We start from the raw sequence: 23384 nt of genomic DNA on the forward strand, positions 1-23384 counted from the left end.
CATGAGTAACTGGATGCTGCGCGGATTGGTGTACGCCGCGGCGATGGTCGTCGTTCGATTGTTCCAAGGTGCGCTGATCAACGCGTGGCAGACCCAGGCAGGTTTGTTCAGCGTGGTGCTGCTGCTGCTGTTCGTCATCGCGGTCGCCGTGTGGGGGGTTCTGGACGGCCGGGCCGACGCCATCGCCAACCCCGATCCGGACCGCCGCGGCGACCTGGCGATGACCTGGCTGCTGGCCGGCCTGGTCGCGGGCCTGCTCAGTGGCGCCGTCTCCTGGCTGATCGCGCTGGTGTACACCGGCCTGTACACCGGTGGGCTGATCAACGAGGTGACGACGTTCGCGGCGTTCACCGCGCTGTGCGTCTTCCTGCCCGGCATCATCGGCGTGACCATCGGCCGCTGGCGGGTGGACCGCAATCCCCCGCCGCGCCGGCCCGGCACTGACGAGGAACGCGCCGACACCGACGTGTTCTCCGCGGTGCGCGCCGACGACGCGCCCACCGGTGAGATTCCCGCGGCCGGCGCCCAGACCGAAGAGCGGACCTCCGCGGTCGCCACCGCCGAGCGCGAGGGGCCCACGGAGACGATGCCCACGGAGGAGTCCCCCACCGAGACGATCGCCAAGACCGAGGACGACCCGAAGACCGAGGTCATCCCGTCGGCCCGCGAGGAGCCGAAAAAGGACTAGCCGGCAGCGGCCAGGTAACGCAGGGCGAGCAGATAGCCCTGCACGCCCAGCCCCACGATCACTCCGGTCGCGACCGGGCTGAGGTAGGAGTGCCGCCGAAACTCTTCCCGCGCATGCACATTCGAGATGTGCACCTCGATCAGCGGCGCGCTCAATTCCGCGCACGCGTCGCGCAGCGCCACCGAGGTGTGGGTGAGCCCGCCGGCGTTGAGGATCACCGGTTCGCTCGCGTCGGCCGCCGCGTGGATCCAGTCCAGTAGCTGCGCCTCGTTGTCGCTTTGTCGCACAACGGCTTTGAGGCCGAGCCCGGCGGCTTCCCGCTCGATCAGCGCCGCCAGCTGCTCGTGCGTGGTGTCGCCGTACACGTCGGGCTCGCGCCGGCCGAGCCGGCCAAGGTTGGGCCCGTTGATCACGTTCACCGTGGTGGTCATGTTTGCGCCTCCGCGAGTCCGGCGTACGCCGCCGCCAACAGCGACGGGTCGGGCCCGGCCAGCCGGCCCGGCTTGGCCAGCCCGTCGAGGACGACGAACCGCAGCACCCCGGCGCGCGACTTCTTGTCCCCCGCCATGTATTCCAGCAACTGAGGCAACGCGTCGGCGTCGTAGCTGACCGGCAGGCCGAGCGCGGACAGGATGGTGCGGTGGCGCTGCGCGGTGGCGTCGTCGAGGCGTCCGGCGAGGCGGGCCAGTTCCGCGGCGAAGACCAGCCCCACCGACACCGCCGCGCCGTGCCGCCACTCGTAGCGCTCCCGGCGTTCGATCGCGTGCCCCAATGTGTGCCCGTAGTTGAGGATCTCGCGCAGCTCGGACTCCTTCTCGTCGGCGGCGACGACCTCCGCCTTGACCGCGACCGCGCGACGGATCAGCTCCGCGAGCACCTCACCGGAAGGGTCCACGGCGGCTTTAGGGTCGGCCTCGATGAGGTCGAGGATCACCGGATCGGCGATGAAGCCCGCCTTGACGATTTCGGCCATCCCGGCGACGAGTTCGTTGTGCGGCAACGTTTGCAGCGTCGCCAGATCGACGAGGACCGCGCGCGGCTGGTGGAACGACCCGACCAGGTTCTTCCCCGCGTCGGTGTTGATGCCGGTCTTGCCGCCGACGGCCGCGTCGACCATGCCCAGCAGCGTCGTGGGCACGTGCACGATGTCGACGCCGCGCAACCAGGTGGCCGCCGCGAAACCGGCGACGTCGGTGGCCGCGCCGCCCCCGAGGCTGACCAACGCGTCCTTGCGCCCGATCCCGATGCGGCCCAACACTTCCCACAGGAACCCCACGACCGGCAGATCCTTGCCGTCCTCGGCGTCCGGGATCTCGATGCGGTGGGCGTCAACGCCCTTGTCCGCCAACCGGCTTCGGATCAGCTCGGCGGTCTCGGCCAGGACCGGTTGGTGCACGATGGCCACCTTGTGCCGGTCGCAGAGCAGCTCCTCGAGCTCCGTCAGCAGGCCGGTGCCGATGATCACCGGGTACGGCGGGTCGACGGCCACCTCGATGGTGACCGGGTCACCGGCTGTCATATGGCGCCGCTCCTCCTCATCGCTTCGCTCTGCATCGTCGCCGGCGCTGCCCTCACGTGGCCGCCCCCGCCGGTGCCTGCAACCGCGAGACGATGTAGCGGACCACCGCGCCGGGGTTGCGGCGGTTGGTGTCGACGCGGATGGTCGCCGCCCGGCGATACAGCGGACTGCGTTCGGCCATCAGCGCGCGGTATTTGTCGGCGCGGTCGGGCCCGGCCAGCAGCGGGCGCACCGTGTTGCCGCCGGTGCGCCGGACGCCTTCGGTGGCGCTGATCTCCAGGTAGACGACGGTGTGACCGGCGAGCGCCTCGCGGACGCCGGGGCTGGTGACGGCGCCGCCGCCCAGGGACAGCACGCCGTCGTGGTCGGCCAGCGCCGCGCGCACCACGTCCTCTTCGATGCGCCGGAATTCCCGTTCGCCGTCGGTGGCGAAGATCTCGTCGATGCGCCGCCCGGTCCGCTGCTCGATCGCCGCGTCGGTGTCGAGGAAGCCGACGTCGAGCGCCTTGGCGAGCCGGCGCCCGATGGTGGACTTGCCCGACCCCGGCAACCCGATCAGGACCGCTTTGGGCGCCATCACGCCGTGCCCCGGGCGGCCGGCGATTCCCGCTCGGCGACCGCCCTGCGATAGGCCTCGACGTTGCGGCGGGTTTCGGCCAGCGAATCGCCGCCGAATTTCTGCAGCGCGGCGCGGGCCAGCACCAGCGCGACCATGGCCTCGACCACCACGCCGGCGGCGGGCACCGCGCACACGTCCGAGCGCTGGTGGATCGCGACGGCTTCGTCGCCGGTCGCCATGTCGACGGTGGCCAGCGCGCGCGGGACGGTGGAAATCGGCTTCATCGCCGCGCGCACGCGCAGCGGCTGGCCGTTGGTCATGCCGCCTTCGAGCCCGCCGGCGCGGTTGGTCGAGCGGACCACGCCGTCGGGCCCCGGGTACATCTCGTCGTGGGCACGGCTGCCGCGGCGGCGCGCCGTCTCGAATCCGTCGCCGATCTCGACGCCCTTGATCGCCTGGATGCCCATGACGGCGGCGGCGAGCTGGCTGTCGAGCCGGTTGTCGCCGCTGGTGAACGAGCCCAGCCCGACGGGCAGGCCCAGGGCGACCACCTCGACCACACCGCCGAGGGTGTCGCCGTCCTTCTTGGCCGCTTCGATCTCGGCGATCATCGCCTTTTCGGCCGCCTCGTCGTACGCGCGGACCGGGCTGGCGTCGATCGCGGCCAGGTCCCCCGGGCCCGGCGGCGGGCCCTCGTAGGGCGCCGACGGGCCGATCGCGATCACGTGCGAGAGCACCTCGACGCCCAGCGCCTGGCGCAGGAACGACCGGGCGACGGTGGCCGCGGCGACGCGGGCGGCGGTCTCCCGGGCGCTGGCCCGCTCCAGGACCGGCCGGGCGTCGTCGAAGCCGTACTTGAGCATGCCCGCGTAGTCGGCGTGGCCGGGCCGCGGCCGGGTCAGCGGGGCGTTGCGCGCGCTGTCGGCCAGCTCGCCGGGATCGACCGGGTCGGGAGCCATCACGGTCTCCCACTTCGGCCATTCGGTGTTGCCGATCTCGACGGCGATGGGTCCGCCCAGGGTGACACCGTGGCGCACCCCGGACAGCACGCTCACCGCGTCCCGCTCGAACGCCATCCGGGCGCCGCGGCCGTAGCCGAGCCGGCGGCGGGCCAACTGCTCCGAAATGTCCAGGGAGGTGACCTCCACGCCGGCGACCATGCCTTCGAGCACGGCCACCAGCGCACGGCCATGCGACTCCCCGGCGGTGATCCAACGCAACACGCGTCCCATCTTCCCATGGCGGCTTCCGGAAGCCGATTCGCGCAGCCCGCGGCCGCGGGGAACCGATGCGGGGACTTTCATCCGCCCTGATTCCAGGGGTGACCACGCGATTCGGCCGGCGGCCGGGCCGGGCCGCCGCGGTCGTGTGCCAGCATCTTGTCTGGTGGGTCAATTTCTCTGGTACATACCGAATACCGTCGAGCCCGGCCATCGCGGCGACGACACCGTCGACGGCTGGGGAAGCCTCGACTATTCCGTCGACCTGGCGCACCGCGCCGAGCAACACGGCTGGGACGGCGCGCTGATCGGCACCGGCTGGGGACGTCCGGACACCTTCACGGTCGCGACCGCAATCGCCGCGCGCACCAACCGCTTCGCGCCGCTGGTGGCGGTCCGTCCCGGGTATTGGCATCCGGCGCATTTCGCCAGCGCGGCGGCCACCCTCGACCGGCTCAACGACGGCCGGCTGCTGGTCAACATCGTCAGCGGCGCCGACGATCCGGCCGCCTACGGCGACGCCGAGGTCGACAAGTCACGCCGCTACGACCGCACGCGCGAATTCATCCGGTTGCTGCGCCGGTTGTGGCGCGAGGACGACGTCACCCACCGCGGCGAGTTCTACACCGTCGAACACTCGAGCCTGCAGCCGCGCCCGCTCGGTGCGGCCGAGGGCCGGCACCCGACGCTGTACTTCGGTGGGGCATCGGCGGCCGCCGAGCAGGTCGCCGCGACCGACGCCGACGTCCAACTGTTCTGGGGGGAGCCGCTGGACGGGATCGCCGACCGCATCGACCGGCTGAAGTCGTTGTCCGCCAAGCTCGGTCGCGAGCACGCGCCGCTGGAATTCGGCCTCCGGGTCACCACGCTGGTGCGCGACACCTCCGAGCAGGCCTGGCGCGACGCCGAGGCCAAGGTCGCCACCCTGGCCGGAACGCCCACCATGCAGCTGCTGCACGACCCGAAGGGATCCGCGGGCCAGCGGCGGCTGTCCGACCTCGCCGCGCGCGGCGAGGTGCTCGATTCCTGTCTGTATACGACGCCGAGCAAGTACGGCGGGGAAGGCGCCGGGACGACGTGGCTGGTCGGGTCGGCCGCCGAAGTCGCCGCCGCGCTGCGCAAATACGCCGACCTGGGGGTCAGCCATTTCGTGTTGTCGGACACCCCGTACAAGTCGGAGACGGTCCGGCTCGGCGACGAGCTGTTGCCGCTGCTGCGCCCCGCCGTCGTCGGAAACTGAGGGCGTCAGAGCAGCGCCAGGCCGATCCCCGCCGCGCTGGCCAGACACATCGACGGCCCGTGCGGCACCGTGCGGCCGCCCCGAGCGCCGCCGCGAATCCGGGCGACCATCCCGACCAGCACGGTCAGCAGCGGGGCACCGAACGCCGCCAGGAACCACACACCGGCGCCGCAACAGCCGGTCAGCGCGCCCACGCCGATGGCCAGCTTGACGTCGCCGGCCCCCATCCCGCTCGGCGCCACCCAGTGGACCAGCAGATAGATCCCGGTCAACGCCGCGGCTCCGGCCAGCGCCGACCACCCGCGCCCGGCCACCCCGGCCACCGCCAGGATCGCCGCGGCGCCGGTCAGGGTCAGCGCGTTGGGCAGGCGCCGTTCGCGGATGTCGTAGCAGCTCAACGCCGCCAACCAGGCCAGCACCAGGCACCCCGCCGCAATCCGCATGGGCGGCAGGCTAATCCGATGCCTCCAGGGCGCAAGCCATGGCCTCGCGGGGCGCCGGCAGCCCGGTGAACTGTTCGACCTGCGCGAAGGCCTGGTGCAGCAGCATCTGCACGCCGCTGATCACCCGGCCCCCCGCGGCGCTCACCGCGGCGGCCAGCGGCGTCGGCCACGGGTCGTAGACGGCGTCGAGCAGCACACCGATGCCGGCCAACGTGCCGGCATAGCGGGCGGCCACGTCCGCGGGAATGGTGCTGACCAGCACGTCGGCGGAAGCGACCTCGTCGGCCAGCCCGCCGCCGTCGAGGTCGCAGAACCGCGTGGCGACGCCCATCGCGTGTCCCAGCTCCACCAGCCGGGCCGCCTTGCCGGGATTGCGGGCCACGACGGTGATGCCGCCGACGCCCAGTTGCGCCAGGCCGGCGACGGCCGCCGGCGCGGTGCCGCCCGATCCACAGACCAGCGCCCATCCAGAGGCCGTCGACCCGAGCGCGCCCGCCACCCCGTCGATGTCGGTGTTGTCGGCCCGCCAGCCCGCCGGGGTGCGCACCAGGGTGTTCGCCGACCCCACCCGCTCGGCACGCTCGGTGCGCTCGTCGGCGAACGCCAGGGCGGCGAACTTGCCCGGCATGGTCACCGACACCCCGACCCAGTCGGGGCCGAGCCCGCCGACCACCCCGGGCAGCTGGTCGGCGTCGCATTCGATGCGCTCGTAGGTCCAGCCGGTCAGGCCCAGCGCGCGGTAGGCGGCCAGGTGCAGCTGCGGGGATTTCGAGTGGGCGATGGGTTTGCCGAGGACCGCCGCCTTCCGGGGTGCGCCGTCAGCTTGGCCGGACGGCGACCCGCTGCGCCCGGCTTCGCCGCGCTTGCGATCGCCGTCAGCTTGGTCGGACGGCGACCCGCTGCGCCCGGCTTCGCCGCGCTTGCGATCGCCGTCAGCGGGCGGAATCGAGGACACCGTTGTGCTTAGCCAGCTCGATGTTGGCCAGGTGCTGCTGATAATCCTTGGTGAACAGCGTCGTCCCCTGGCCGTCGATGGTGACGAAGTACAACCAGTCGCCGGGCTCGGGGTGCTCGGCGGCGTTGAGCGCGTCGACACCGGGCGAACAGATCGCGGTGGCCGGCAGGCCCTGGGACACGTAGGTGTTCCACGGCGTCTTCTCGGCCCGGTCGCCGTCGGTGGTGGCCACCTCCCGGCGGTCCAGCGGGTAGTTGACGGTCGAATCGAACTCCAGCGTGTGGTGGGCGTGCAGCCGGTTGTAGATGACGCGGGCGACCTTCGCGAAGTCTTGCGACCTGGCCTCCTGCTGCACCAGCGACGCCACCACCAGGATGTCGTAGGGCGACAGGCCCATGGCCTGGGCGGTGTCGACCAGCCCGGACTTCATGTACTCCACCGCCCCGGCGCCGATCAGGTTCGACAGGATGGTCTCGGGCGGCGCGGACGGATCGACGTTGAAGGTCCCCGGCGCGATCAGCCCCTCGATGCGGCGGTGGTCCTTGCCGAGCTCACCGACGGGTTCGGTGGCCCAGGGCGGCACCGCCAACGCCAAGGGAGAACTGTTGGTGGCGGCCGCGCGCAGGTCCTCCACGGAGACGCACCGCTTACTCCCGTCGAAATCCACGCAGGTGGCCCGCGAGATCAGGGTGAAGATGCCGGGGTTGACCACGTTGGTCTTCATGTCGGTGGTGTCGTCGAGCTGCCGGCCCTCCGGGATGACCAGCCGGCCCACCCGGCTGTCGGGGTCGGCCAGCCGCGTGACGGCGTTGGCGGCCGGGATCTCGGTGCGCATGCGGTAGAAGCCGGGCTGGATCGAGGAGATCTTGCTGTTGCCGTGCGCGGCGTTGACGAAGGCGCGGACGGTCTTGATCACGTGCTCGTTCTGCAGCGTCTCCCCGACCATGGTGGTCGAGTCGCCGTCCTTGATCTGAATCACGATGTCGCGCTTGCCGTTTCCGGTGTAGTCGTCACCGGGCCCGAACACGGCGTGCCACAGCTTGCCGCCGGCGAAAACGCCCGCCACCACGATGACCGCCACCAGCGCCAGCGCGGTGCGCAGGGCGGCGCGCCGGCGCCGGCGGCCCCGCTCCGCCCGATTGCGGGCGGTGCGGCTCGACCTGCGCCGGGGCGGACCCACGGCCTCGGGTTCGGCGCGTTCACGCCGTGCGCTGTCAACCATCGGCACGCTCCCCGGGCCCGGTCAGGGTCGCGCGGCGCTGATCCAGCCAACTCTGCAGGATGGCCACCGCCGCCGCCTGATCGATCACCGCACGCTGCTCCTTGGCCCGCACCCCGGCCGCGCGCAGCGATCGCTGCGCGCTCACCGTGGTCAGCCGCTCGTCGGCCAGCCGCACGGGCGTGGGTGCGACGCGGTCGGCCAGCGCGTCCGCCAGCTCGATCGCGTCGATCGCCGAGGGACCGGTGCGGTCGGCCAGCGTGCGCGGCAGCCCGACGACCACCTCGACGGCCTCGAGCTCGGCGGCCAGCGCCGCCAGCCGGCGCAGGTGTTTGCCGGAGCGGTCGCGGCGCACGGTTTCCACCGGGGTGGCCAGGATGGCGTCGGGGTCGCTGCAGGCCACGCCGATGCGCACGCTGCCCACGTCGACGCCGAGCCGCCGGCCCCGCCCGGGGTCCTGGTCAGGATCGCCGGGCCGGTCGGGCGCGCGGTGCTGTGCGGAAACCACTCAACCGACCCGCGCTATCGCGGTGATCTCCGAGCGGATTGCGGCGAGGGCGGCGTCGATGCCGGTCGGGTCCTTGCCGGAGCCCTGCGCCAGGTCGGCCTTTCCGCCGCCGCGGCCGTCGACCGCCGCGGCCAGCTTCTTGACCAGGTCGTTGGCGCGAAGCCCGAGGTCCTGGGCGGCCGGATTGGCCGCGACCGCATACGGCACGCTTCCGCCGTCGCCGGCTGAGTTGTCCGTGATCAGCGCGACCACCGCGGGATCGCCGCCCAGCTTGCCGCGGATGTCACCGACCAGGGAGCGCAGATCGCCCGCCGTCATCCCGCCGGTCATCCGTTGCGCCACCACCCGGACGTTACCGATGCGCTCCGCGCGGGCCGCGGCGTCGGTGGCGGCGGCCTTCGCGCCGGCCAGCCGGGCGCGCTCGAGCTCCTTCTCCGCCGCCTTGAGCCGCTCCACCAGGTTGGCCACCCGGGCGGGCACCTCGTCGGACGGCACTTTGAGCGACGACGCCAGCCCGGCCATCAGCGCGCGTTCCTTGGCCAGGTGCCGGAAGGACTCCAGCCCGACGTAGGCCTCGACCCGCCGCACCCCGGAGCCGACCGAGGATTCGCCCAGGATCGTCACCGGCCCGATCTGCGCGGAGTTGTGCACGTGGGTCCCGCCGCACAGCTCCAGCGAGAATGGCCCGCCGATCTCCACCACCCGCACCTCGTCGGGATAGCGTTCGCCGAACATCGCGATCGCCCCCATGGCCTTGGCCTTTTCGAGTTGCTCGGTGAACGTGTGCACCTCGAAGTCGGCCTGCACGGCCTGGTTGGTCACCTCTTCGATCTGGGTGCGCTGTTCGTCGGACAGGGCGCCCTGCCAGTTGAAGTCGAAGCGCAGGTAGCCCGGCCGGTTCAGCGATCCGGCCTGAACGGCGTTGGGGCCCAGCACTTGTCGCAGGGCCGCGTGCACCATGTGGGTTCCCGAGTGGCCCTGGGTGGCGCCCCGCCGCCATTGCGGGTCGACGGCCGCGATGACGGTGTCGCCCTCCACGAATTCCCCGGACTCGACGTTGACCCGGTGCACCCACAGGGTTTTGGCGATCTTCTGCACGTCGGTGACCGCGGCGCGGGCGCTCCCGCTGGCGCCCGTCCCGCTGATGGTGCCCTCGTCGGCGATCTGGCCGCCGGCCTCGGCGTAGAGCGGGGTGCGGTCCAGCACGAGTTCGACGCGGTCGACCCCCTCGGTGCCGTGCGTGACCACCGGCACCCGCTTACCGTCGACGAAGATGCCCAAAATCTTTGCCTCGGACGTCAATTCGTCGAAGCCGGTGAATTCGGTGGGTCCGGCGTCGACCAGTTCGCGGTACGCGCTCAGGTCCGCGTGCGCGTGCTTGCGGGCGGCGGCGTCGGCCTTGGCGCGGCGGCGCTGTTCGGCCATCAGCTCCCGGAACCCGACCTCGTCCACCTGCAGGCCGGCCTCGGACGCCATCTCCAGCGTGAGCTCGATCGGGAACCCGTAGGTGTCGTGCAGGGTGAAGGCGTCCGAACCCGAAATCGCCTTTGCGCCCGAGGCTTTGGTGGTGCCGGCGACTTCGTCGAACAGTTTGGATCCCGCCGCCAGCGTGCGGTTGAACGCGGTTTCCTCGGCGACGGCGATGCGCCTGATCCGGTCGAAGTCGGCGACGAGTTCGGGATACGACGGGCCCATCGCGTCGCGCACGGTGGCCATCAGGTCGCCGACGATGGGGCCCTCGATGTCGAGCAGCTTGGCCGAGCGGATCACCCGGCGCAGCAGCCGGCGCAGCACGTAGCCGCGGCCGTCGTTGCCCGGCGTGACGCCGTCGCCGATCAGGATGGCCGCGGTGCGGCTGTGGTCGGCGATGACCCGGTAGCGCACGTCGTCGTCGTGGTTGCCGGCGTCGTATCCGCGCGGGGCCCGCGCGGCCACGGCGTCGATGACCGGGCGCAACAGGTCGGTCTCGTAGACGTTGTGCACGCCCTGCAGGATGAACGCGACCCGCTCCACACCCATGCCGGTGTCAATGTTCTTGCGGGGCAACGGCCCGAGGATCTCGAAGTCCTCCTTGCCGGTCCCCTCCCCGCGCTCGTTCTGCATGAACACGAGGTTCCAGATCTCGATGTAGCGGTCCTCGTTGGCGATCGGGCCGCCCTCGACGCCGAATTCGGGTCCCCGGTCGTAATAGATCTCCGAGGACGGGCCGCACGGCCCGGGGATGCCCATCGACCAGTAGTTGTCGGCCATGCCGCGGCGCTGGATGCGCTCGTCGGGCAGCCCGGCGATCTCCTTCCACAGCTGCACGGCCTCGTCGTCGTCGAAATAGACCGTTGCCCAGATGCGTTCGGGATCCAGGCCGTAGCCGCCCTGCTCGACGCTGTTGGTCAGCAGGGTCCACGCCAGTTCGATGGCGCGGCGCTTGAAGTAGTCGCCGAACGAGAAGTTGCCGGCCATCTGGAAGAACGTGTTGTGCCGGGTGGTGATCCCGACCTCGTCGATGTCGGGGGTGCGGATGCACTTCTGGATGCTGGTGGCGGTCGGGTACTCCGGTGTGCGCGCGCCCAGGAAGTAGGGCACGAACTGGACCATGCCCGCGTTGACGAACAGCAGGTTGGGGTCGTCGAGGATCACCGATGCGCTCGGCACCTCGGTGTGACCCGCCTTCACGAAATGATCAAGAAACCGTTTCCTGATCTCGTGTGTCTGCACTTTCGGAGTCCGCTTCTTTCTCTTACTTCGACGTCTTGTTCCCAGCCTATTCGCCGGGGTATGGGAAGCCCGTCTAACGACGCATTTCGACCGCTCACAGTACCTGCTCGGTGGCGTCGGCTACCGGGCCGCTAACCCTCCAAAAAGCTCAGCCGGACCGAGCGTTGCGGGTTGTCGCGGTTCAGGTCGACCAGCACGATGCTCTGCCAGGTGCCCAGCATCGGCTCCCCGCCGGAGACCGGAACCGTCACCGACGGCGCGACGAGCGCGGGCATCACGTGGTCGGCGCCGTGCCCCTCGGAGCCGTGCGCGTGCCGGTAACGGTCGTCGCGCGGCAGCAGCCGCTCCAGCGTGTCGACCAGGTCGTCGTCGGAGCCGGCGCCCGTCTCGATGATGGCCACCCCCGCCGTGGCGTGCGGGATGAACACGTTGCACAGACCGTCCCCGCGCGACCAGCAGAAGCCGCGCACCGCCTCGGTGAGATCGACGATGCGGCGGCGGGAGGTGTCCACGTCCAGCACATCGGTATGCATCCGAACCAGCCTACGGCGCCCGCGTCGCGACCAGCCAATCGTTTGTGAGCGCGACCACATTTGGGCATTGCGGCGCGTAACCCGCAGGAGGAAGGTGGTTCATGACCGGTGGCGCCACCGGGGCGCTGCCCCGAACAAAGAGGGGGTGGATCGTGTACGCACGCTCTACCACAATTCAGGCGCAACCCTCGTCGATCGACGCCGGGATAGCGCATGTTCGCGATGAGGTCATGCCCGCGCTGCAAGGCATGCCGGGCTGCATCGGAGTATCCCTTTTGGTCGACCGTCGCTCCGGCCGGTGCATTGCCACCAGCGCCTGGGAGAGCGACGAAGCCATGCGCGCCAGCGGTGAAGCCGTGACGGGAATACGCGATCGGGCGGCGGAAATGTTCGGGGGCACGACGGACGTCGAGCAGTGGGAGATCGCGGTGCTGCATCGCGACCACCACGCGCCCGACGGCGCGGGTGTGCGGGCGACGTGGGTCATGGTGCCGCCGGAGACCATGGACCAAGGCATCGAGTACTACAAGTCGTCCGTCCTGCCCCAGCTCGAGGGCCTCGACGGGTTCTGCAGTGCGAGCCTGCTGATCGACCGCGCCTCCGGGCGTGGCGTGTCCTCGGCGACGTTCGACAGCATCGACGCGATGGAGCGGAACAGGGAACAGGCAACCGCGCTAAAGAGCTCTTCGATGCAAGAGGCGCGCGCCGAGGAGCTCGACGAATGCGAGTTCGAGCTGGCGCTGGCGCACCTGCGAGTGCCCGAGCTGGTCTGATCGAGAGGGGCGGTGGACCGGCCGAACCAGGCATTCGGCCGGTCGCCGATCCGCGTCCCGAAAGCATTGCGGCGAGTTGCCGGCAGGAGGAAGGTAACTGGTGGGACCGGTGGCGCCACCGGGGTGCCGCCCCGACAGAGAAGGGGTCGACCGTGTACGCACGCTCTACCACCATCCAGGCGCAACCCCTTTCGGTCGACATCGGAATTGCGCATGTTCGCGACGTCGTCATGCCCGCCCTCAAGGAGATCGACGGGTGGTTGGGGTTGTCGCTGTTGGTCGACCGGCAGTCCGGCACCTGCATCGCCACCAGTTCGTGGGAGACGGTGGAGGCGATGCGCGGCAGCGCCGAGCGGGTCGCGCCCATCCGTGACCGGGCCGCGCTGATGTTCGACGGCAGCGCCCGGGTGGAGGAATGGGACATCGCCCTGCTGCACCGCGACCACCCCTCCCGTCACGGCGCGTGCGTGCGCGCCACCTGGCTCAAGGTGGTGCCGGACCAGCTGAGCAGATCCCTGGACTTCTACCGGATGGCGGTGCTGCCCGAGATGGAGAACCTGGACGGGTTCTGCAGCGCCAGCCTGCTGGTCGACCACCCCAGCTGCCGCCGGGCGGTGACCTGCTCGACGTTCGACTCGATGGACGCCATGGCCCGCAACCGCGACCGCGCCACCGAGCTGCGCAGCCGGCGGGTGCGCGAGCTGGGGGCCGAGGTGATCGACGTCGGGGAATTCGAGCTGGCGATCGCCCACCTTCGGGTGCCCGAGCTGGTCTGAGCGCGCGCGGGTCAAGGCAGCGCGTCCCCGGGAAATCCGCGGCAGGCGTGCACCTGGTAGACGAACACCCCCGCCGCGACCCCCGGGTCGTCGGCCATGATGGCGGCGGTCTCGTCGACGGTCGCGGCGAAAACGCCGATGCCGCAGACGTCGGACTCGTCGGTGACCGGCAGTACCACCGCGAGCACGCCGTCGTCGCGCAGTCCGAAGTTGCGCCGGCCGTGCTCCCAGATGATCTGCGCTGACGACTCGTCCCCGAACCTCGGGCCGCGCTTGAGGATGACGACGCTGTATTGCTTGGCGGTGGGCAGCAGTTGGCCCATCTCCTCGTCGCTGAAGGTTTTCATCCCTTGTCACCCCGCTTCCGGCGGATGATCGCGCGCAGCCGCTCCAGCCGGCCCGCCATGTCGCGCTCGAAGCCTCGGGCGGTGGGCCGGTAGTAGTCGACGCCCACCAGCTCGTCGGGCGGATATTGTTGCGCCGCAACACCATCCGGCTGGTCATGGGAGTATTTGTAGCCCTGCGCATTGCCCAAGGCCTCCGCCCCCGAATAGTGTCCGTCGCGCAGGTGGGGCGGCACGAGGCCGGCCTTGCCGGCCCTGATGTCGGCCATCGCCGCGCCCAGCGCGGTGGTGACGGCGTTGGATTTCGGCGCGGTGGCCAGGTGAATCGTGCAGTGCGCCAAGGTCAGTTGCGCCTCGGGCATGCCGATCAGCGCGACCGTCTGCGCGGCCGCGACCGCGACCTGCAGCGCGGTCGGGTCGGCCATGCCGATGTCCTCGCTGGCCAGGATCATCAGCCGGCGCGCGACGAACCGTGGGTCCTCCCCCGCGACGAGCATGCGGGCCAGGTAGTGCAGCGCGGCGTCGACGTCCGAGCCGCGCACCGACTTGATGAACGCGCTGATGACGTCGTAGTGCTGGTCGCCGTCGCGGTCGTAACGCACGGCGGCTTCGTCGAGGGACTGCTCGATGGCGGTGACGGTCAGCTCGCCGTCGGGCGGCACCGCCTCGGCGGCGACCTCCAGCGCCGTCAGCGCGCGGCGGGCGTCACCGGCGGCCAGCCGCACCAGGAGGTCGACGGCGTCGGGCGCGACCGCGACCTGCCCGCCCAGGCCGCGTGGGTCGTCGATCGCGCGCTGCACGACGGTGCGGATGTCGTCGGCGCTCAGCGGCCGCAACTGCAGGATCAGCGAGCGGGACAGCAGCGGCGCCACCACCGAGAAGGACGGGTTCTCCGTGGTCGCCGCCACCAGCAGGACCACCCGGTTCTCCACGGCCGACAACAGCGCGTCCTGCTGGGTCTTGGAGAACCGGTGCACCTCGTCGATGAACAGCACCGTCTGCTCGCCATGGAGGAGCGCGGTTCGGGCCTTATCTATCACCGCCCGAACGTCTTTCACACCGGCCGACAACGCCGACAGCGCCTCGAACCGGCGCCCGGTCGCCTGTGAGATCAGCGCGGCCAGCGTGGTCTTGCCGCTGCCCGGCGGCCCGTACAGGATGGCCGACGCCACGCCGGAGCCCTCGACGAGGCGGCGCAGGGGCGAGCCGGGCGCCAGCAGGTGGTCCTGCCCGACCACCTCGTCCAGCGACGCCGGGCGCATGCGGACGGCCAGCGGCGAGCCGCTCGACGCGCCCAAGCCGTGATCGTCTGGCTGCGGCGCGCCGGGCAGGTCAAACAGACTGTCGGACACGGATTCAGGCATACCACGAGGGACGGACGTCCGCTGCGGCCCCGGCGATCCGCGCGCACCGGCCGCATCTTTGCTAAGTTCGGCGTTTGCCAAGTTCAGCGCGCGTTCCTCCCAGGACAGCAAGGACGGACATGAGCCAACCCCCCGAATATCCAGGCCCGCCGGACCCTCAGGGCGGGGGCCAGAATCCCCCCGGCTACCCGCCACCGCCCGGTTACGGCGCGCCTCCCCCGCCACCCCCGGGTTACGGCCCGCCCCCCGGATATGGCGCGCCTCCCCCGGGCTACGGGCCGCCGCCCGGCTACGGCCCCCCGCCCGGGTACGGCGGCCCGCCCGCGCCGGCCTTCAGCATCGGTGACGCGTTCGGCTGGGCCTGGAACGCCTTCTCCAAAAACCCTGTGGCACTGATCGTTCCGGCCTTGGTGTACGGGATCCTGATCGGCGTCGCCTCGGCCCTGGTCGGCCTGAGCCAAAGCGTGGGCACGACGACGACCGGCCCCGACGACGACTACTTCACCTTCACGGCGAACCTCAACGGCGGCGGGATGACGCTGCTCATCCTCGGCTACCTCGTCGCCTACCTGGTGGGCGCGTTCGCCCAAGCCGCCTTCCTGTCCGGCTGCCTGGATCTGGCCGACGGGCGCCCGGTGACCGTCGGTTCGTTCTTCAAGCCGCGCAACTTCGGCATGGTGTTCCTGGCCGCGCTGCTGGTCGGCATCCTCACCTCGATCGCCTCGGCGCTGTGCTTCTTGCCGGGCCTGATCCTGGGCATTTTCGCCCAGTTCACGATCCCGTTCGCCATCGATCGATCGGAGCAGCCCATCAAGGCGCTGACCTCCAGCTTCTCCACCGTCACCGCAAACTTCGGCAACGCCCTGCTGGTGTGGCTGGTCGAGGTGGCGCTGTTCGTGGTGGGCGCGCTCGCGTGCGGGGTCGGGCTGTTGGTGGCGGCCCCGGTCGCCTCCCTGATCGGGATCTACGCCTACCGCAAGTTCTCTGGCGGGCAGGTGGTCGCGCCGCAGCAGGCGGGTTACCAGCCCGGGCCGCCGCCGGGTCCGGCACCGGCGTAACACTCGGCGCGAATTCGGCGCGCCGGGCATCGGAGGCTTGCGCCGCGTGCGTACCGTGCAGCAGTAATGGCGTTTGCGGACATGACATTCGGCACCGGTGCAGCCCCGGCCGGCGGCCGCTACGACGCGGACCGGTTGCTGGCCGGCTACCGGGCCGCCCGCGCCCAGCAAGCGCTCTTCGATCTGCGACGCGGCCCGGCGAGCGGCTACGACGAATTCGTCGACCCCGACGGCCACGTGCGCCCGGCGTGGGCCGAGGTCGCCGACGCGATCGCGGAGCGCGGCCGCGCGGGGCTGGACCGGCTGCGCTCGGTGGTGCGCGGGCTGATCGACAACGACGGCATCACCTACACCGACGTCGTGCCCGGCGGCCGTGGCCAGGAGCCGAGGCCCTGGCAGCTGGACACGCTGCCGCTCGTGCTGTCCGCGGCCGACTGGGAGGTGCTCGAGGCGGGGCTGCTGCAGCGGTCCCGGGTGCTCGACGCCGTGCTCGCCGACCTGTACGGGCCGCGCAGCCTGCTCACCGACGGTGTCCTGCCGCCTGAGCTGCTGTTCGCCCACCCCGGCTACGTGCGTGCCGCCAACGGCATCGAGATCCCCGGGCGCCATCAGCTTTTCATGCACGCCTGTGACGTCAGCCGGCGTCCCGACGGCGCCTTCGTCGTCAACGGCGACCGGACCCAGGCGCCCTCGGGGGCCGGCTACGCGCTGGCCGACCGGCGCGTGGTCGCGCACGCCGTTCCCGACCTCTACGAACGCATCGCGCCGCGGCCGACCACGCCGTTCGCCCAGGCGCTGCGGCTGGCGCTGATCGACGCGGCACCCGACGATGCCCAGGACCCGGTGGTGGTGGTCCTGTCCCCGGGCATCTACTCCGAAACCGCTTTCGACCAGGCCTATCTGGCCACCCTGCTGGGCTTCGCCCTGGTCGAGAGCGCGGACCTGGTGGTGCGCGAGGGCATGTTGTGGATGCGCTCGCTGGGCACCCTGAAGCGCGTCGACGTGGTGCTGCGCCGGGTCGACGCCGACTACACGGACCCGCTGGATCTGCGCGCCGATTCGCGCCTCGGGGTGGCCGGTCTGGTGGAGGCGCAACACCGCGGCACGGTGACCGCCGTCAACACGCTGGGCAGCGGGGTCCTGGAAAACCCTGGGCTGCAGCGTTTCCTGCCCGCCATGGCCGAGCACCTGCTGTCGGAGACCCTGCTGCTGCCCAGCCCGCCGGCCTACTGGGGCGGCATCGCCTCCGAGCGTTCGCACTTGCTGGCGAACCTGCCGTCCCTGCTGGTGAGGTCGACGGTCGGCGCGAAAACCCTTGTCGGACCGGCGCTGTCGTCTCCGCAGCTGACGCGGTTGGCGGCCCAGATCGAGGCCGCGCCGTGGCAGTGGGTCGGCCAGGAGCTGCCGCAGTTCTCGTCAGCACCCACCGATCACGCCGGTGCGTTGTCGTCGGCGGGCGTCGGCATCCGCTTGTTCACCGTCGCCCAGCGGGGCGGCTACGCGCCGATGATCGGCGGCATCGGCTACGTGCTGGCGCCCGGGGACGCCGCCTACACGCTGAAAACCGTTGCGGCAAAGGATGTCTGGGTCCGTCCCACCGAGCGGGCGCGGGCCGAGGCGGTCAGCCCGCCGAGCGTGGAACCGCCGGCGAAGACGGCCGCGGGCACGTGGGCCGTCAGTTCCCCGCGCGTGCTGTCCGACCTCTTCTGGATCGGCCGCTACGGCGAGCGCGCCGAAAGTATGGCGCGGTTGCTCATCGTCGCCCGCGACAGGTTCCACGTGTACCGGCACCACCAGCACAGCGAGGAAAGCGAGTGCGTGCCGGTGCTGATGGCCGCGCTGGGCCGCATCACCGGGACCGACACCGCGGCCGACGGCGGCGGCGACCACGCCGAGATGATCGCCGTCGCCCCCTCGACGCTGTGGTCGCTCACCGTCGACCCGCACCGCCCCGGCTCGTTGGTGCAGTCGGTGGAAGGCCTGGCGCTGGCCGCCCGCGCGGTGCGCGACCAGATGTCCAACGACACGTGGATGGTGCTGGCCGCGGTGGAGCGCGCGCTGGCCCTCGACAGCGAGCCGCCGGACTCGCTCGCCGAGGCCGACGCCGCGCTGAGCCGGGCGCAGGCCCAGACGCTGGCCGGGATGCTGACCCTGTCGGGGGTGGCCGCCGAGTCGATGGTGCGCGACGTGGGCTGGACGATGATGGACATCGGCAAGCGCATCGAACGCGGCCTGTGGCTGACCGCGTTGCTGCGGGCGACCCTGACCGTGGTGCGCGGCGCCGCCGCCGAACAGACCGTCATCGAATCCACCCTGGTGGCGTGCGAGTCCTCGGTCATCTACCGGCGCCGCACCGCGGGCAAGGTCAGCGTCTCCGCCATGGTCGAGCTGATGCTGTTCGACGCGCAGAACCCGAGATCGCTGCTGTACCAATTGGACCGGCTGCGCGCCGATCTCGGGGACCTGCCCGGCTCGTCGGGGTCGTCGCGCCCGGAACGTCTGGTGGACGAGATCGGCACCCTGCTGCGCCGATCCCATCCCGCGGCGCTGGAACGGGTCGGCGACGACGGGCGGCGCGCCGAGTTGGCGGACCTGCTCGGCGCGGTCCACGCCGAGCTGCGCAACCTGGCCGACGTCATCACCACCACGCAGCTGGCCTTACCCGGTGGGATGCAACCACTTTGGGGTCCCGACGTGCGCCGCGTGATGCCCGCCTAACCGGTCGACGACGTCACCCGATCCGTGGCGACGCCGTGGTAGCGGTGGGGATCGGGCAGTCGCCGGCGCCGCACCATGTGCACCAGCGCCAGGACCGACAGCGTCGCGGCGTAGATGCACCACAGGGACGCGAACGCCTGCGTGTAGAGGACGGCGACCACGATCAGCCCCACCAGGTTCGCTATCCCGAACACCACGATCGAGCGATAGCCCGACAACACGGCGGGCCCGATGACGGCGATGACGTAGAGCACCGCCCACACGTAACCGTGCTGCACGGCGGTCTGATACTGCAGCGTATGAGGGCACTTCGCCACGGTGACCGGTTCGGTGAGCACAACGACGGCCAGATAGACCGCCACCACGGTGCCCAGCACCGCGAAAGGCGCGACCCGCAGCCGGGCGCCGCGCGGTTCCAGCATCAGGATCGCCAACGGAACCAGCGCGGGCAACAGCGGCAGCGCGATGAACACATAGGCGAGCATCGCCAGGTGGGCCATCGCCGGGGGGACAACGTGGTTGGGCCAGACGGCCGCCTCGATGAACTGGTGGGCCGAGAAAACCGTCGGCAGCAAGGCGAAAGGCAGTTCGCGCCAGTGCTTCACCTCGCGCAGGGTTGCCACGGCGACCGGCACGAGGGCGGCGCCCACCACCAGATCCGCCGTCATCGAGAAGCACATCGTCAGCCCGCCACGGACGCGGGTCCCCGGGACTCCGACGTTGCCTCGTCGACGACGGTGTGGATGAACTTCATCTTCTCCAGCACCGCGGCCGGCAGCACGAACGGGTACAGGTCGTCGTGCCCCATCGACCGGTTCACCATGTTCAGTGACCATGACAACGGCAGCCACATGTCGATGATCGTCTGAAATGCGCTGGGCCCCAGCGCGGGCCGGTCGAAGGTGGCCGACGCCGCCGCCAGCCCGCACCACGCCGAGGTGTCCAGCGCGTCCCGGATGTGCAGGTAGTGGGCGAACGTCTCGGCCCAATCCTCGCTCGCATGCATGGTGGCGTAGGACGACACGAAGTGGTCCTGCCAACCCTCGGGCGCGCCCTCGCTGTAGTGGCGGTCGAGCGCCGCCTGGTAGTCGGCGTCGGGGTCGCCGAAGAGCTCGGTGAACCGCTCCAGGCGGTCGCGGTACGGGGCGATCAACCGGTAGTAGTAGTAATGCCCGATCTCGTGGCGGAAGTGGCCCAGCAGGGTCCGGTACGGTTCGTCCATCTCGACCCGCAGCTGCTCGCGGTGCACGTCGTCACCCTCGGCCAAATCGATTGTGATGACCCCGTTCTGGTGCCCGGTCATCACGTTTTCGTGTGCGCTGGACAGCAGCCGGAAGGCCAGCCCGTAGTCGGGATCCTTGTCCCGCCCGACGATCGGCAGCTTCAGCTCGTGCAGCTCGGCGATCAGCCGTCGTTTGGCCGCCTCGGCCCGGGCGAACTCGGCCAGCCCGACGGTGTCGGCGTCGTTGGGCCGTTCGGCGGTCAGCGCGCACGACGCGCACAGCAATCGCGGGGTGTTGACCGGCACCAGCCAATTGCATTCGGCCACCTGAAGATTCGCGCACAGCTGGTACTCGCTGGCGGGCACGACGCCGGCGTGCTCGGTGGCCTCGCCGTCGGAGATCACCAGCAACGCCATCTGCTCGAGTGAAAAGCCCAGCGCGCTGCCACAATTCAGGCACGTCGAGTTCTCGAACGTCAGGCGCTGGCCACAGTTGGGGCAGGTGAAGTCACGCATGCGAGAAGTCGCCTTCGATGGGGTCTGAATAGGGCACCACGTCGACGGCGACGTCGATCACGCTGTGCTGCGAGTCGGTGTAGATGATGCCGCGCAGCGGCGGGACATCCGCGTAGTCGCGGCCGCGGCCCACCACGATGTAGCGCTCGTCGATCATCTGGTCGTTGGTGGGATCGAGTCCCAGCCACTCGAATTGGCCGGGGTCCTGCGGAGTCCACACCGCGGCCCAGGCGTGCGTGGCGTCGATGCCGATCATCCGATCCTTTCCGGGCGGCGGGTCGGTGGCTAGGTAGCCGGACACGTAACTGGCCGCCAAACCGTTGGCGCGCAGGCAGGCGATCGCCAGCCTGGCAAAGTCTTGACATACCCCCTCCCGGGCCGCCAGAACCTCGGCGACGCCGGTGGAAATCGTCGTCGACCCCGACCGGTAGGTGAAGTCGGTGAAGATCCGGGACGCCAGATCCCGCAGCACCTCGATCAGCGGGCGTCCGGGCGTGAAGCTGGGCGCCGCGTACTCGCGGACCTCGTCGGTGATCTCGGGCGGATCCAGGTCCAGGGTGAACTCGGCGGCCAGCGCCCCGATCCGTCCCGCCGGCCGGGCGTCCTCCCACGGCTGCACGGCCGCCCCGGCGGCATACAGGCCCGGCGCCGGCGGATAGACGTCGACGACCGAATCGCTGACCACCTTCAAGATGCTGTGCGGCTCGGTCACGTGGAAGTAGGAGCTGATGTTCCCGTAGGTGTCCGTGCTGGTGGAGCTGTCGGCGGGGGCGGGCTCGATGATCAGCCGATGGGCGACGCGGCGCTGCCGCAGCGAGTCGCGCGGGGTCAAAAACCCGCGGCCGTACGAGCTGGTCACGACGTCGGAGTAGCGGTATTCGGTGCGGTGGGTGACTCGATGCCGGCGGGCCGCCCCGGCGTCAACTTCAGACACAGGCTGATCACATCACACACCGCGCCGCTACGGACTGCCGGCGGCGGCGGTTTGCCGATATGACGGCAACGGGGCGGAAACGGGAGCACAATCGAGGAGTGGCCACCTGGGACGAGGTCGCCCGCATCGTCGGCGAGCTGGCCCTCACCTCCGAGCCGTCGCCGCACGACTGGCGGGTCGGCAAGAAATTGCTGGCCTGGGAGCGGCCGCTGCGGCCCTCGGAACGCGAGGCCCTGGCCCGCAACGGCCCGGAGCCGCCGCGCGGCGACATCCTCGGCGTTCGGGTGTCCGACGAGGGGGTCAAGTTCGCGCTGATCGACGACGAGCCGCAAACCTACTTCACCACTCCGCATTTCGACGGCTACCCCGCCGTGCTGGTCAACCTGGCCGAGATCTCGGTGCGCGACCTCCAGGAGCTGATCACCGAGGCGTGGCTGACGCAGGCGCCGCGGAAGTTGGTGCAGGAGTTCTTGGCCGACTCGCGGTGAGGCTCACACGGGCCTGAGGTCGATGACCCGTTGCAGGTCGTCGATGCAGGCGCCGACGGCGTCGGCGAGGATCGCCTGGGTTTTCGCGCCGGCGCCCGACGGCAACCGCGACGCGTGATGGCGGGCCGACGCGGTGTATGCGCAGGCGCCGGCGGCGTCGCGGTCGGCGAGCGCGGTCGCGGCGGCGAGCACGACCAGCACCGTGTGCACGTGCGGGGCCGGGGGCTCGGGGCCGACGTCCGAGGCGGGGGCGACGGCGCGCGCCAGCTGCAGCACCGAGCCGGCCAGCAGGGCCACGTGCACGGCCTGGTGATCGGCGGCGCGCACGGCGTCGCGCAGGCCCCATCGGCGCGGGGCGATGGTGACGACGTGGCGGGCGGTGGTGCGCGCCTCGAGCAGGCCACTGAGCTGTTCGTGCACCCGGTCGACGGCCGTCAGCGGCCAGTCGGGCGCGGCGGCTTTGCGCCCGGCGGCGACGTCGGCGGCGCGCGCCAAGACGTCGTGCAGCACCGCCAGCACGCCGACGCGCGCGCCGCGCAGCAGCGCCAGCGGGTCGGCGGGAAACAGCAGCACGGCGAAGACGATCGCCACCGCGCCGCCGATCAGCGCGTCGAAGATGCGTTCCAGCCCGACGCCGCCGTGGTAAAGGGCCAGCACCAGGATCGCCGACACGATGGTCTGGTTCGCGAACATCATCCCGTGCCCGATGAAGCCGCCCCCGATGAACACCGCGGCGCCGAGCGCGATGAACGCCGCGATCGCGATGGGCACCGCGCCGGGCCCGAGCAGCCCCTGGACCGCCGAACCCAGCCCGATGCCGAGGGTCACCCCGATCATCATCTGGATGGCGCGTTGCGCGCGGAGCACGTTGCTGGTCGACAACGACACCGCGGCGGCGATCGGCGCGAAGAACGGTTGCGGGTGGCCGAGGACATCGTGCGTCAGGTACCAGGACACGCCCGCGGCCACCGACGTCTGCACCAGGTTGAACCAGACCGCGCGCAACCGCTTGCCGCCCGCGCGCGCGGCGGCGAGGACCCTCGAGGGCACCGCCGGCCGCGAAGCGCCCACCGGCTAGGTCCGGATTAACTCGAACAGCGGAATCACCCTGCTGGTCTTGGCCTGGTACTCGGCGAACCCGGGCGCCGCGGCGGTGACCTTGTCGAAGAGATCGTCACGCTCGTCGGTCGGCAGCTCGCGCGCGGTCACGTCGAACGCGTCCGTTCCGACCTCGACGCGGGCGCTCGGGTTGGCCCGCAGATTGTGCACCCACGCCGGGCTGACCGGGGCCCCGGCGAACGAGCCGATGACGATGAGCTTGCCGTCGATGTCGAAGTACGCCAGCGGGGACACCCGGGGCTGGCCGGACTTGGCGCCGGTCGTGTGCAGCAGCAGCAGGTTGGCGCCCTCGAACTGGCCGCCGACCTTGCCGCCGTTGGCGCGGAATTCGTCGGCGATGGCCCGGTTGAAGGCGTTGATCGTGGCGGTGTCCGGGAACTCAGTCATTGGCGCCGCTCCTCCTCATTGCTTCGCGCTGCATCGTCGCCGGCGCTCGAGTCATTGGCGCCGCTCCTCCTCATTGCTTCGCGCTGCAT

24 protein-coding genes are annotated in these 23384 nt (G+C 70.9%); 7 read left to right on the forward strand and 17 right to left on the reverse strand.

The features are described 5' to 3' along the window. Nucleotide 1 precedes the first annotated feature (1 nt). Nucleotides 2-688 (forward strand): B-4DMT family transporter, encoded by a 687-nt coding sequence (locus K883_RS24420; protein WP_176476837.1) that lies wholly within the window; start codon nucleotides 2-4, stop codon nucleotides 686-688. Here the strand turns inward: K883_RS24420 and aroQ are convergent. The 4 genes from aroQ to aroC are packed head-to-tail and all read right to left on the reverse strand — an operon-like array spanning nucleotide 685 to nucleotide 3989. Further along, on the reverse strand, nucleotides 685-1119 hold the full coding sequence (aroQ, locus tag K883_RS24425; protein ID WP_008258236.1) for a type II 3-dehydroquinate dehydratase: 435 nt from the start codon (nucleotides 1117-1119) through the stop codon (nucleotides 685-687). The genes K883_RS24420 and aroQ overlap by 4 nt on opposite strands. Continuing rightward, nucleotides 1116-2207 carry a 3-dehydroquinate synthase gene (aroB, locus tag K883_RS24430; RefSeq protein ID WP_036456089.1) on the reverse strand — a complete coding sequence of 364 codons (1092 nt, stop codon included), beginning with the start codon at nucleotides 2205-2207 and terminating at the stop codon, nucleotides 1116-1118. The genes aroQ and aroB overlap by 4 nt, the downstream gene beginning before the upstream one ends. A gap of 52 nt (nucleotides 2208-2259) precedes the next feature. After that, complete coding sequence (locus K883_RS24435; RefSeq protein WP_008258238.1) at nucleotides 2260-2784, reverse strand: shikimate kinase; 525 nt, start codon at nucleotides 2782-2784, stop codon at nucleotides 2260-2262. Further along, nucleotides 2784-3989 (reverse strand): chorismate synthase, encoded by a 1206-nt coding sequence (aroC, locus tag K883_RS24440; protein WP_008258240.1) that lies wholly within the window; start codon nucleotides 3987-3989, stop codon nucleotides 2784-2786. Before aroC ends, K883_RS24435 begins: the two co-directional genes overlap by 1 nt. Nucleotides 3990-4152: 163 nt before the next feature. Between aroC and K883_RS24445 the strand changes: the two genes are divergently transcribed. After that, nucleotides 4153-5226, forward strand: coding sequence for an LLM class flavin-dependent oxidoreductase (locus tag K883_RS24445; protein ID WP_036456090.1), 1074 nt, complete (start codon nucleotides 4153-4155; stop codon nucleotides 5224-5226). 5 nt (nucleotides 5227-5231) lie between these two features. On the opposite strand, the gene K883_RS24450 is transcribed toward K883_RS24445, so the two are convergent. From K883_RS24450 to K883_RS24475, 6 genes are all read right to left on the reverse strand, one after another. Further along, nucleotides 5232-5669, reverse strand: a complete 438-nt coding sequence (locus tag K883_RS24450) for a prepilin peptidase (protein ID WP_036456091.1) — start codon at nucleotides 5667-5669, stop codon at nucleotides 5232-5234. Between the two features lie 10 nt (nucleotides 5670-5679). Then, the gene (locus K883_RS24455) at nucleotides 5680-6624 is read right to left on the reverse strand and encodes a shikimate dehydrogenase (protein ID WP_369798932.1); all 945 of its coding nucleotides are present in this window, start codon (nucleotides 6622-6624) and stop codon (nucleotides 5680-5682) included. Then, entirely contained in the window at nucleotides 6602-7846 is a 1245-nt protein-coding gene (gene mltG / locus K883_RS24460) for an endolytic transglycosylase MltG (protein ID WP_036456201.1), read from the reverse strand. Before mltG ends, K883_RS24455 begins: the two co-directional genes overlap by 23 nt. Then, nucleotides 7839-8351, reverse strand: a complete 513-nt coding sequence (gene ruvX, locus K883_RS24465) for a Holliday junction resolvase RuvX (RefSeq protein WP_008258252.1) — start codon at nucleotides 8349-8351, stop codon at nucleotides 7839-7841. Before ruvX ends, mltG begins: the two co-directional genes overlap by 8 nt. Then, a complete protein-coding gene (gene alaS, locus K883_RS24470; RefSeq protein ID WP_036456093.1) occupies nucleotides 8352-11063 on the reverse strand; it encodes an alanine--tRNA ligase in 2712 nt (903 codons plus the stop codon). 131 nt (nucleotides 11064-11194) lie between these two features. Beyond that, a complete protein-coding gene (locus K883_RS24475) occupies nucleotides 11195-11584 on the reverse strand; it encodes a secondary thiamine-phosphate synthase enzyme YjbQ (protein WP_008258256.1) in 390 nt (129 codons plus the stop codon). Between the two features lie 164 nt (nucleotides 11585-11748). Between K883_RS24475 and K883_RS24480 the strand changes: the two genes are divergently transcribed. Next, complete coding sequence (locus K883_RS24480) at nucleotides 11749-12369, forward strand: putative quinol monooxygenase (RefSeq protein WP_014382843.1); 621 nt, start codon at nucleotides 11749-11751, stop codon at nucleotides 12367-12369. Nucleotides 12370-12521: 152 nt separating this feature from the next. Further along, nucleotides 12522-13145, forward strand: a complete 624-nt coding sequence (locus K883_RS24485; RefSeq protein ID WP_036456096.1) for a hypothetical protein — start codon at nucleotides 12522-12524, stop codon at nucleotides 13143-13145. A gap of 11 nt (nucleotides 13146-13156) precedes the next feature. On the opposite strand, the gene K883_RS24490 is transcribed toward K883_RS24485, so the two are convergent. Together K883_RS24490 and K883_RS24495 are read right to left on the reverse strand one after the other, a co-directional pair. Then, nucleotides 13157-13492: a hypothetical protein gene (locus K883_RS24490; RefSeq protein WP_009955916.1), complete on the reverse strand. Its 336-nt coding sequence runs from the start codon at nucleotides 13490-13492 to the stop codon at nucleotides 13157-13159. Beyond that, nucleotides 13489-14853, reverse strand: coding sequence for a replication-associated recombination protein A (locus K883_RS24495; RefSeq protein ID WP_036456098.1), 1365 nt, complete (start codon nucleotides 14851-14853; stop codon nucleotides 13489-13491). Before K883_RS24495 ends, K883_RS24490 begins: the two co-directional genes overlap by 4 nt. A 119-nt stretch (nucleotides 14854-14972) precedes the next feature. On the opposite strand from K883_RS24495, the gene K883_RS24500 reads away from it, so the two are divergent. Together K883_RS24500 and K883_RS24505 are read left to right on the forward strand one after the other, a co-directional pair. Beyond that, the gene (locus K883_RS24500; protein WP_036456100.1) at nucleotides 14973-15911 is read left to right on the forward strand and encodes a membrane protein; all 939 of its coding nucleotides are present in this window, start codon (nucleotides 14973-14975) and stop codon (nucleotides 15909-15911) included. Between the two features lie 66 nt (nucleotides 15912-15977). Continuing rightward, complete coding sequence (locus K883_RS24505; RefSeq protein WP_036456101.1) at nucleotides 15978-18629, forward strand: circularly permuted type 2 ATP-grasp protein; 2652 nt, start codon at nucleotides 15978-15980, stop codon at nucleotides 18627-18629. Here K883_RS24505 and K883_RS24510 read toward each other — a convergent pair. From K883_RS24510 to K883_RS24520, 3 genes are read right to left on the reverse strand one after another with little or no spacing between them, the layout of a single operon-like run. Continuing rightward, a complete protein-coding gene (locus tag K883_RS24510) occupies nucleotides 18626-19297 on the reverse strand; it encodes a DUF6629 family protein (protein WP_225336858.1) in 672 nt (223 codons plus the stop codon). The two genes, K883_RS24505 and K883_RS24510, sit on opposite strands and share 4 nt — an antisense overlap. A gap of 14 nt (nucleotides 19298-19311) precedes the next feature. Beyond that, nucleotides 19312-20367, reverse strand: a complete 1056-nt coding sequence (locus K883_RS24515) for a zinc-binding metallopeptidase family protein (protein WP_036456103.1) — start codon at nucleotides 20365-20367, stop codon at nucleotides 19312-19314. After that, a complete protein-coding gene (locus K883_RS24520) occupies nucleotides 20360-21301 on the reverse strand; it encodes a transglutaminase family protein (RefSeq protein WP_020822994.1) in 942 nt (313 codons plus the stop codon). Before K883_RS24520 ends, K883_RS24515 begins: the two co-directional genes overlap by 8 nt. 98 nt (nucleotides 21302-21399) lie before the next feature. Between K883_RS24520 and K883_RS24525 the strand changes: the two genes are divergently transcribed. Continuing rightward, entirely contained in the window at nucleotides 21400-21789 is a 390-nt protein-coding gene (locus tag K883_RS24525; RefSeq protein ID WP_008258269.1) for an MmcQ/YjbR family DNA-binding protein, read from the forward strand. Nucleotides 21790-21792: 3 nt separating this feature from the next. Here K883_RS24525 and K883_RS24530 read toward each other — a convergent pair whose 3' ends face one another. Both K883_RS24530 and K883_RS24535 read right to left on the reverse strand, forming a co-directional pair. Further along, nucleotides 21793-22860 carry an FUSC family protein gene (locus K883_RS24530; RefSeq protein WP_020822995.1) on the reverse strand — a complete coding sequence of 356 codons (1068 nt, stop codon included), beginning with the start codon at nucleotides 22858-22860 and terminating at the stop codon, nucleotides 21793-21795. A gap of 3 nt (nucleotides 22861-22863) precedes the next feature. Further along, a complete protein-coding gene (locus K883_RS24535) occupies nucleotides 22864-23295 on the reverse strand; it encodes a nitroreductase family deazaflavin-dependent oxidoreductase (protein ID WP_020822996.1) in 432 nt (143 codons plus the stop codon). Between the last annotated feature and the right edge of the window lie 89 nt (nucleotides 23296-23384).

Source organism: Mycobacterium sp. TKK-01-0059 (assembly GCF_000709305.1).
Taxonomy (GTDB): Bacteria; Actinomycetota; Actinomycetes; order Mycobacteriales; family Mycobacteriaceae; genus Mycobacterium; species Mycobacterium intracellulare.

Coding starts and splice junctions, on each gene's coding strand:
- aroQ (WP_008258236.1), bottom strand. CDS start 1,119: ATGACCACCACGGTGAACGTGATCAACGGGCCCAACCTTGGCCGGCTC.
- K883_RS24500 (WP_036456100.1), top strand. CDS start 14,973: ATGAGCCAACCCCCCGAATATCCAGGCCCGCCGGACCCTCAGGGCGGG.
- mltG (WP_036456201.1), bottom strand. CDS start 7,846: ATGGTTGACAGCGCACGGCGTGAACGCGCCGAACCCGAGGCCGTGGGT.
- K883_RS24535 (WP_020822996.1), bottom strand. CDS start 23,295: ATGACTGAGTTCCCGGACACCGCCACGATCAACGCCTTCAACCGGGCC.
- K883_RS24515 (WP_036456103.1), bottom strand. CDS start 20,367: ATGCGTGACTTCACCTGCCCCAACTGTGGCCAGCGCCTGACGTTCGAG.
- K883_RS24435 (WP_008258238.1), bottom strand. CDS start 2,784: ATGGCGCCCAAAGCGGTCCTGATCGGGTTGCCGGGGTCGGGCAAGTCC.
- K883_RS24450 (WP_036456091.1), bottom strand. CDS start 5,669: ATGCGGATTGCGGCGGGGTGCCTGGTGCTGGCCTGGTTGGCGGCGTTG.
- K883_RS24505 (WP_036456101.1), top strand. CDS start 15,978: ATGGCGTTTGCGGACATGACATTCGGCACCGGTGCAGCCCCGGCCGGC.
- K883_RS24495 (WP_036456098.1), bottom strand. CDS start 14,853: ATGCCTGAATCCGTGTCCGACAGTCTGTTTGACCTGCCCGGCGCGCCG.
- K883_RS24490 (WP_009955916.1), bottom strand. CDS start 13,492: ATGAAAACCTTCAGCGACGAGGAGATGGGCCAACTGCTGCCCACCGCC.
- K883_RS24510 (WP_225336858.1), bottom strand. CDS start 19,297: ATGACGGCGGATCTGGTGGTGGGCGCCGCCCTCGTGCCGGTCGCCGTG.
- K883_RS24420 (WP_176476837.1), top strand. CDS start 2: ATGAGTAACTGGATGCTGCGCGGATTGGTGTACGCCGCGGCGATGGTC.
- aroB (WP_036456089.1), bottom strand. CDS start 2,207: ATGACAGCCGGTGACCCGGTCACCATCGAGGTGGCCGTCGACCCGCCG.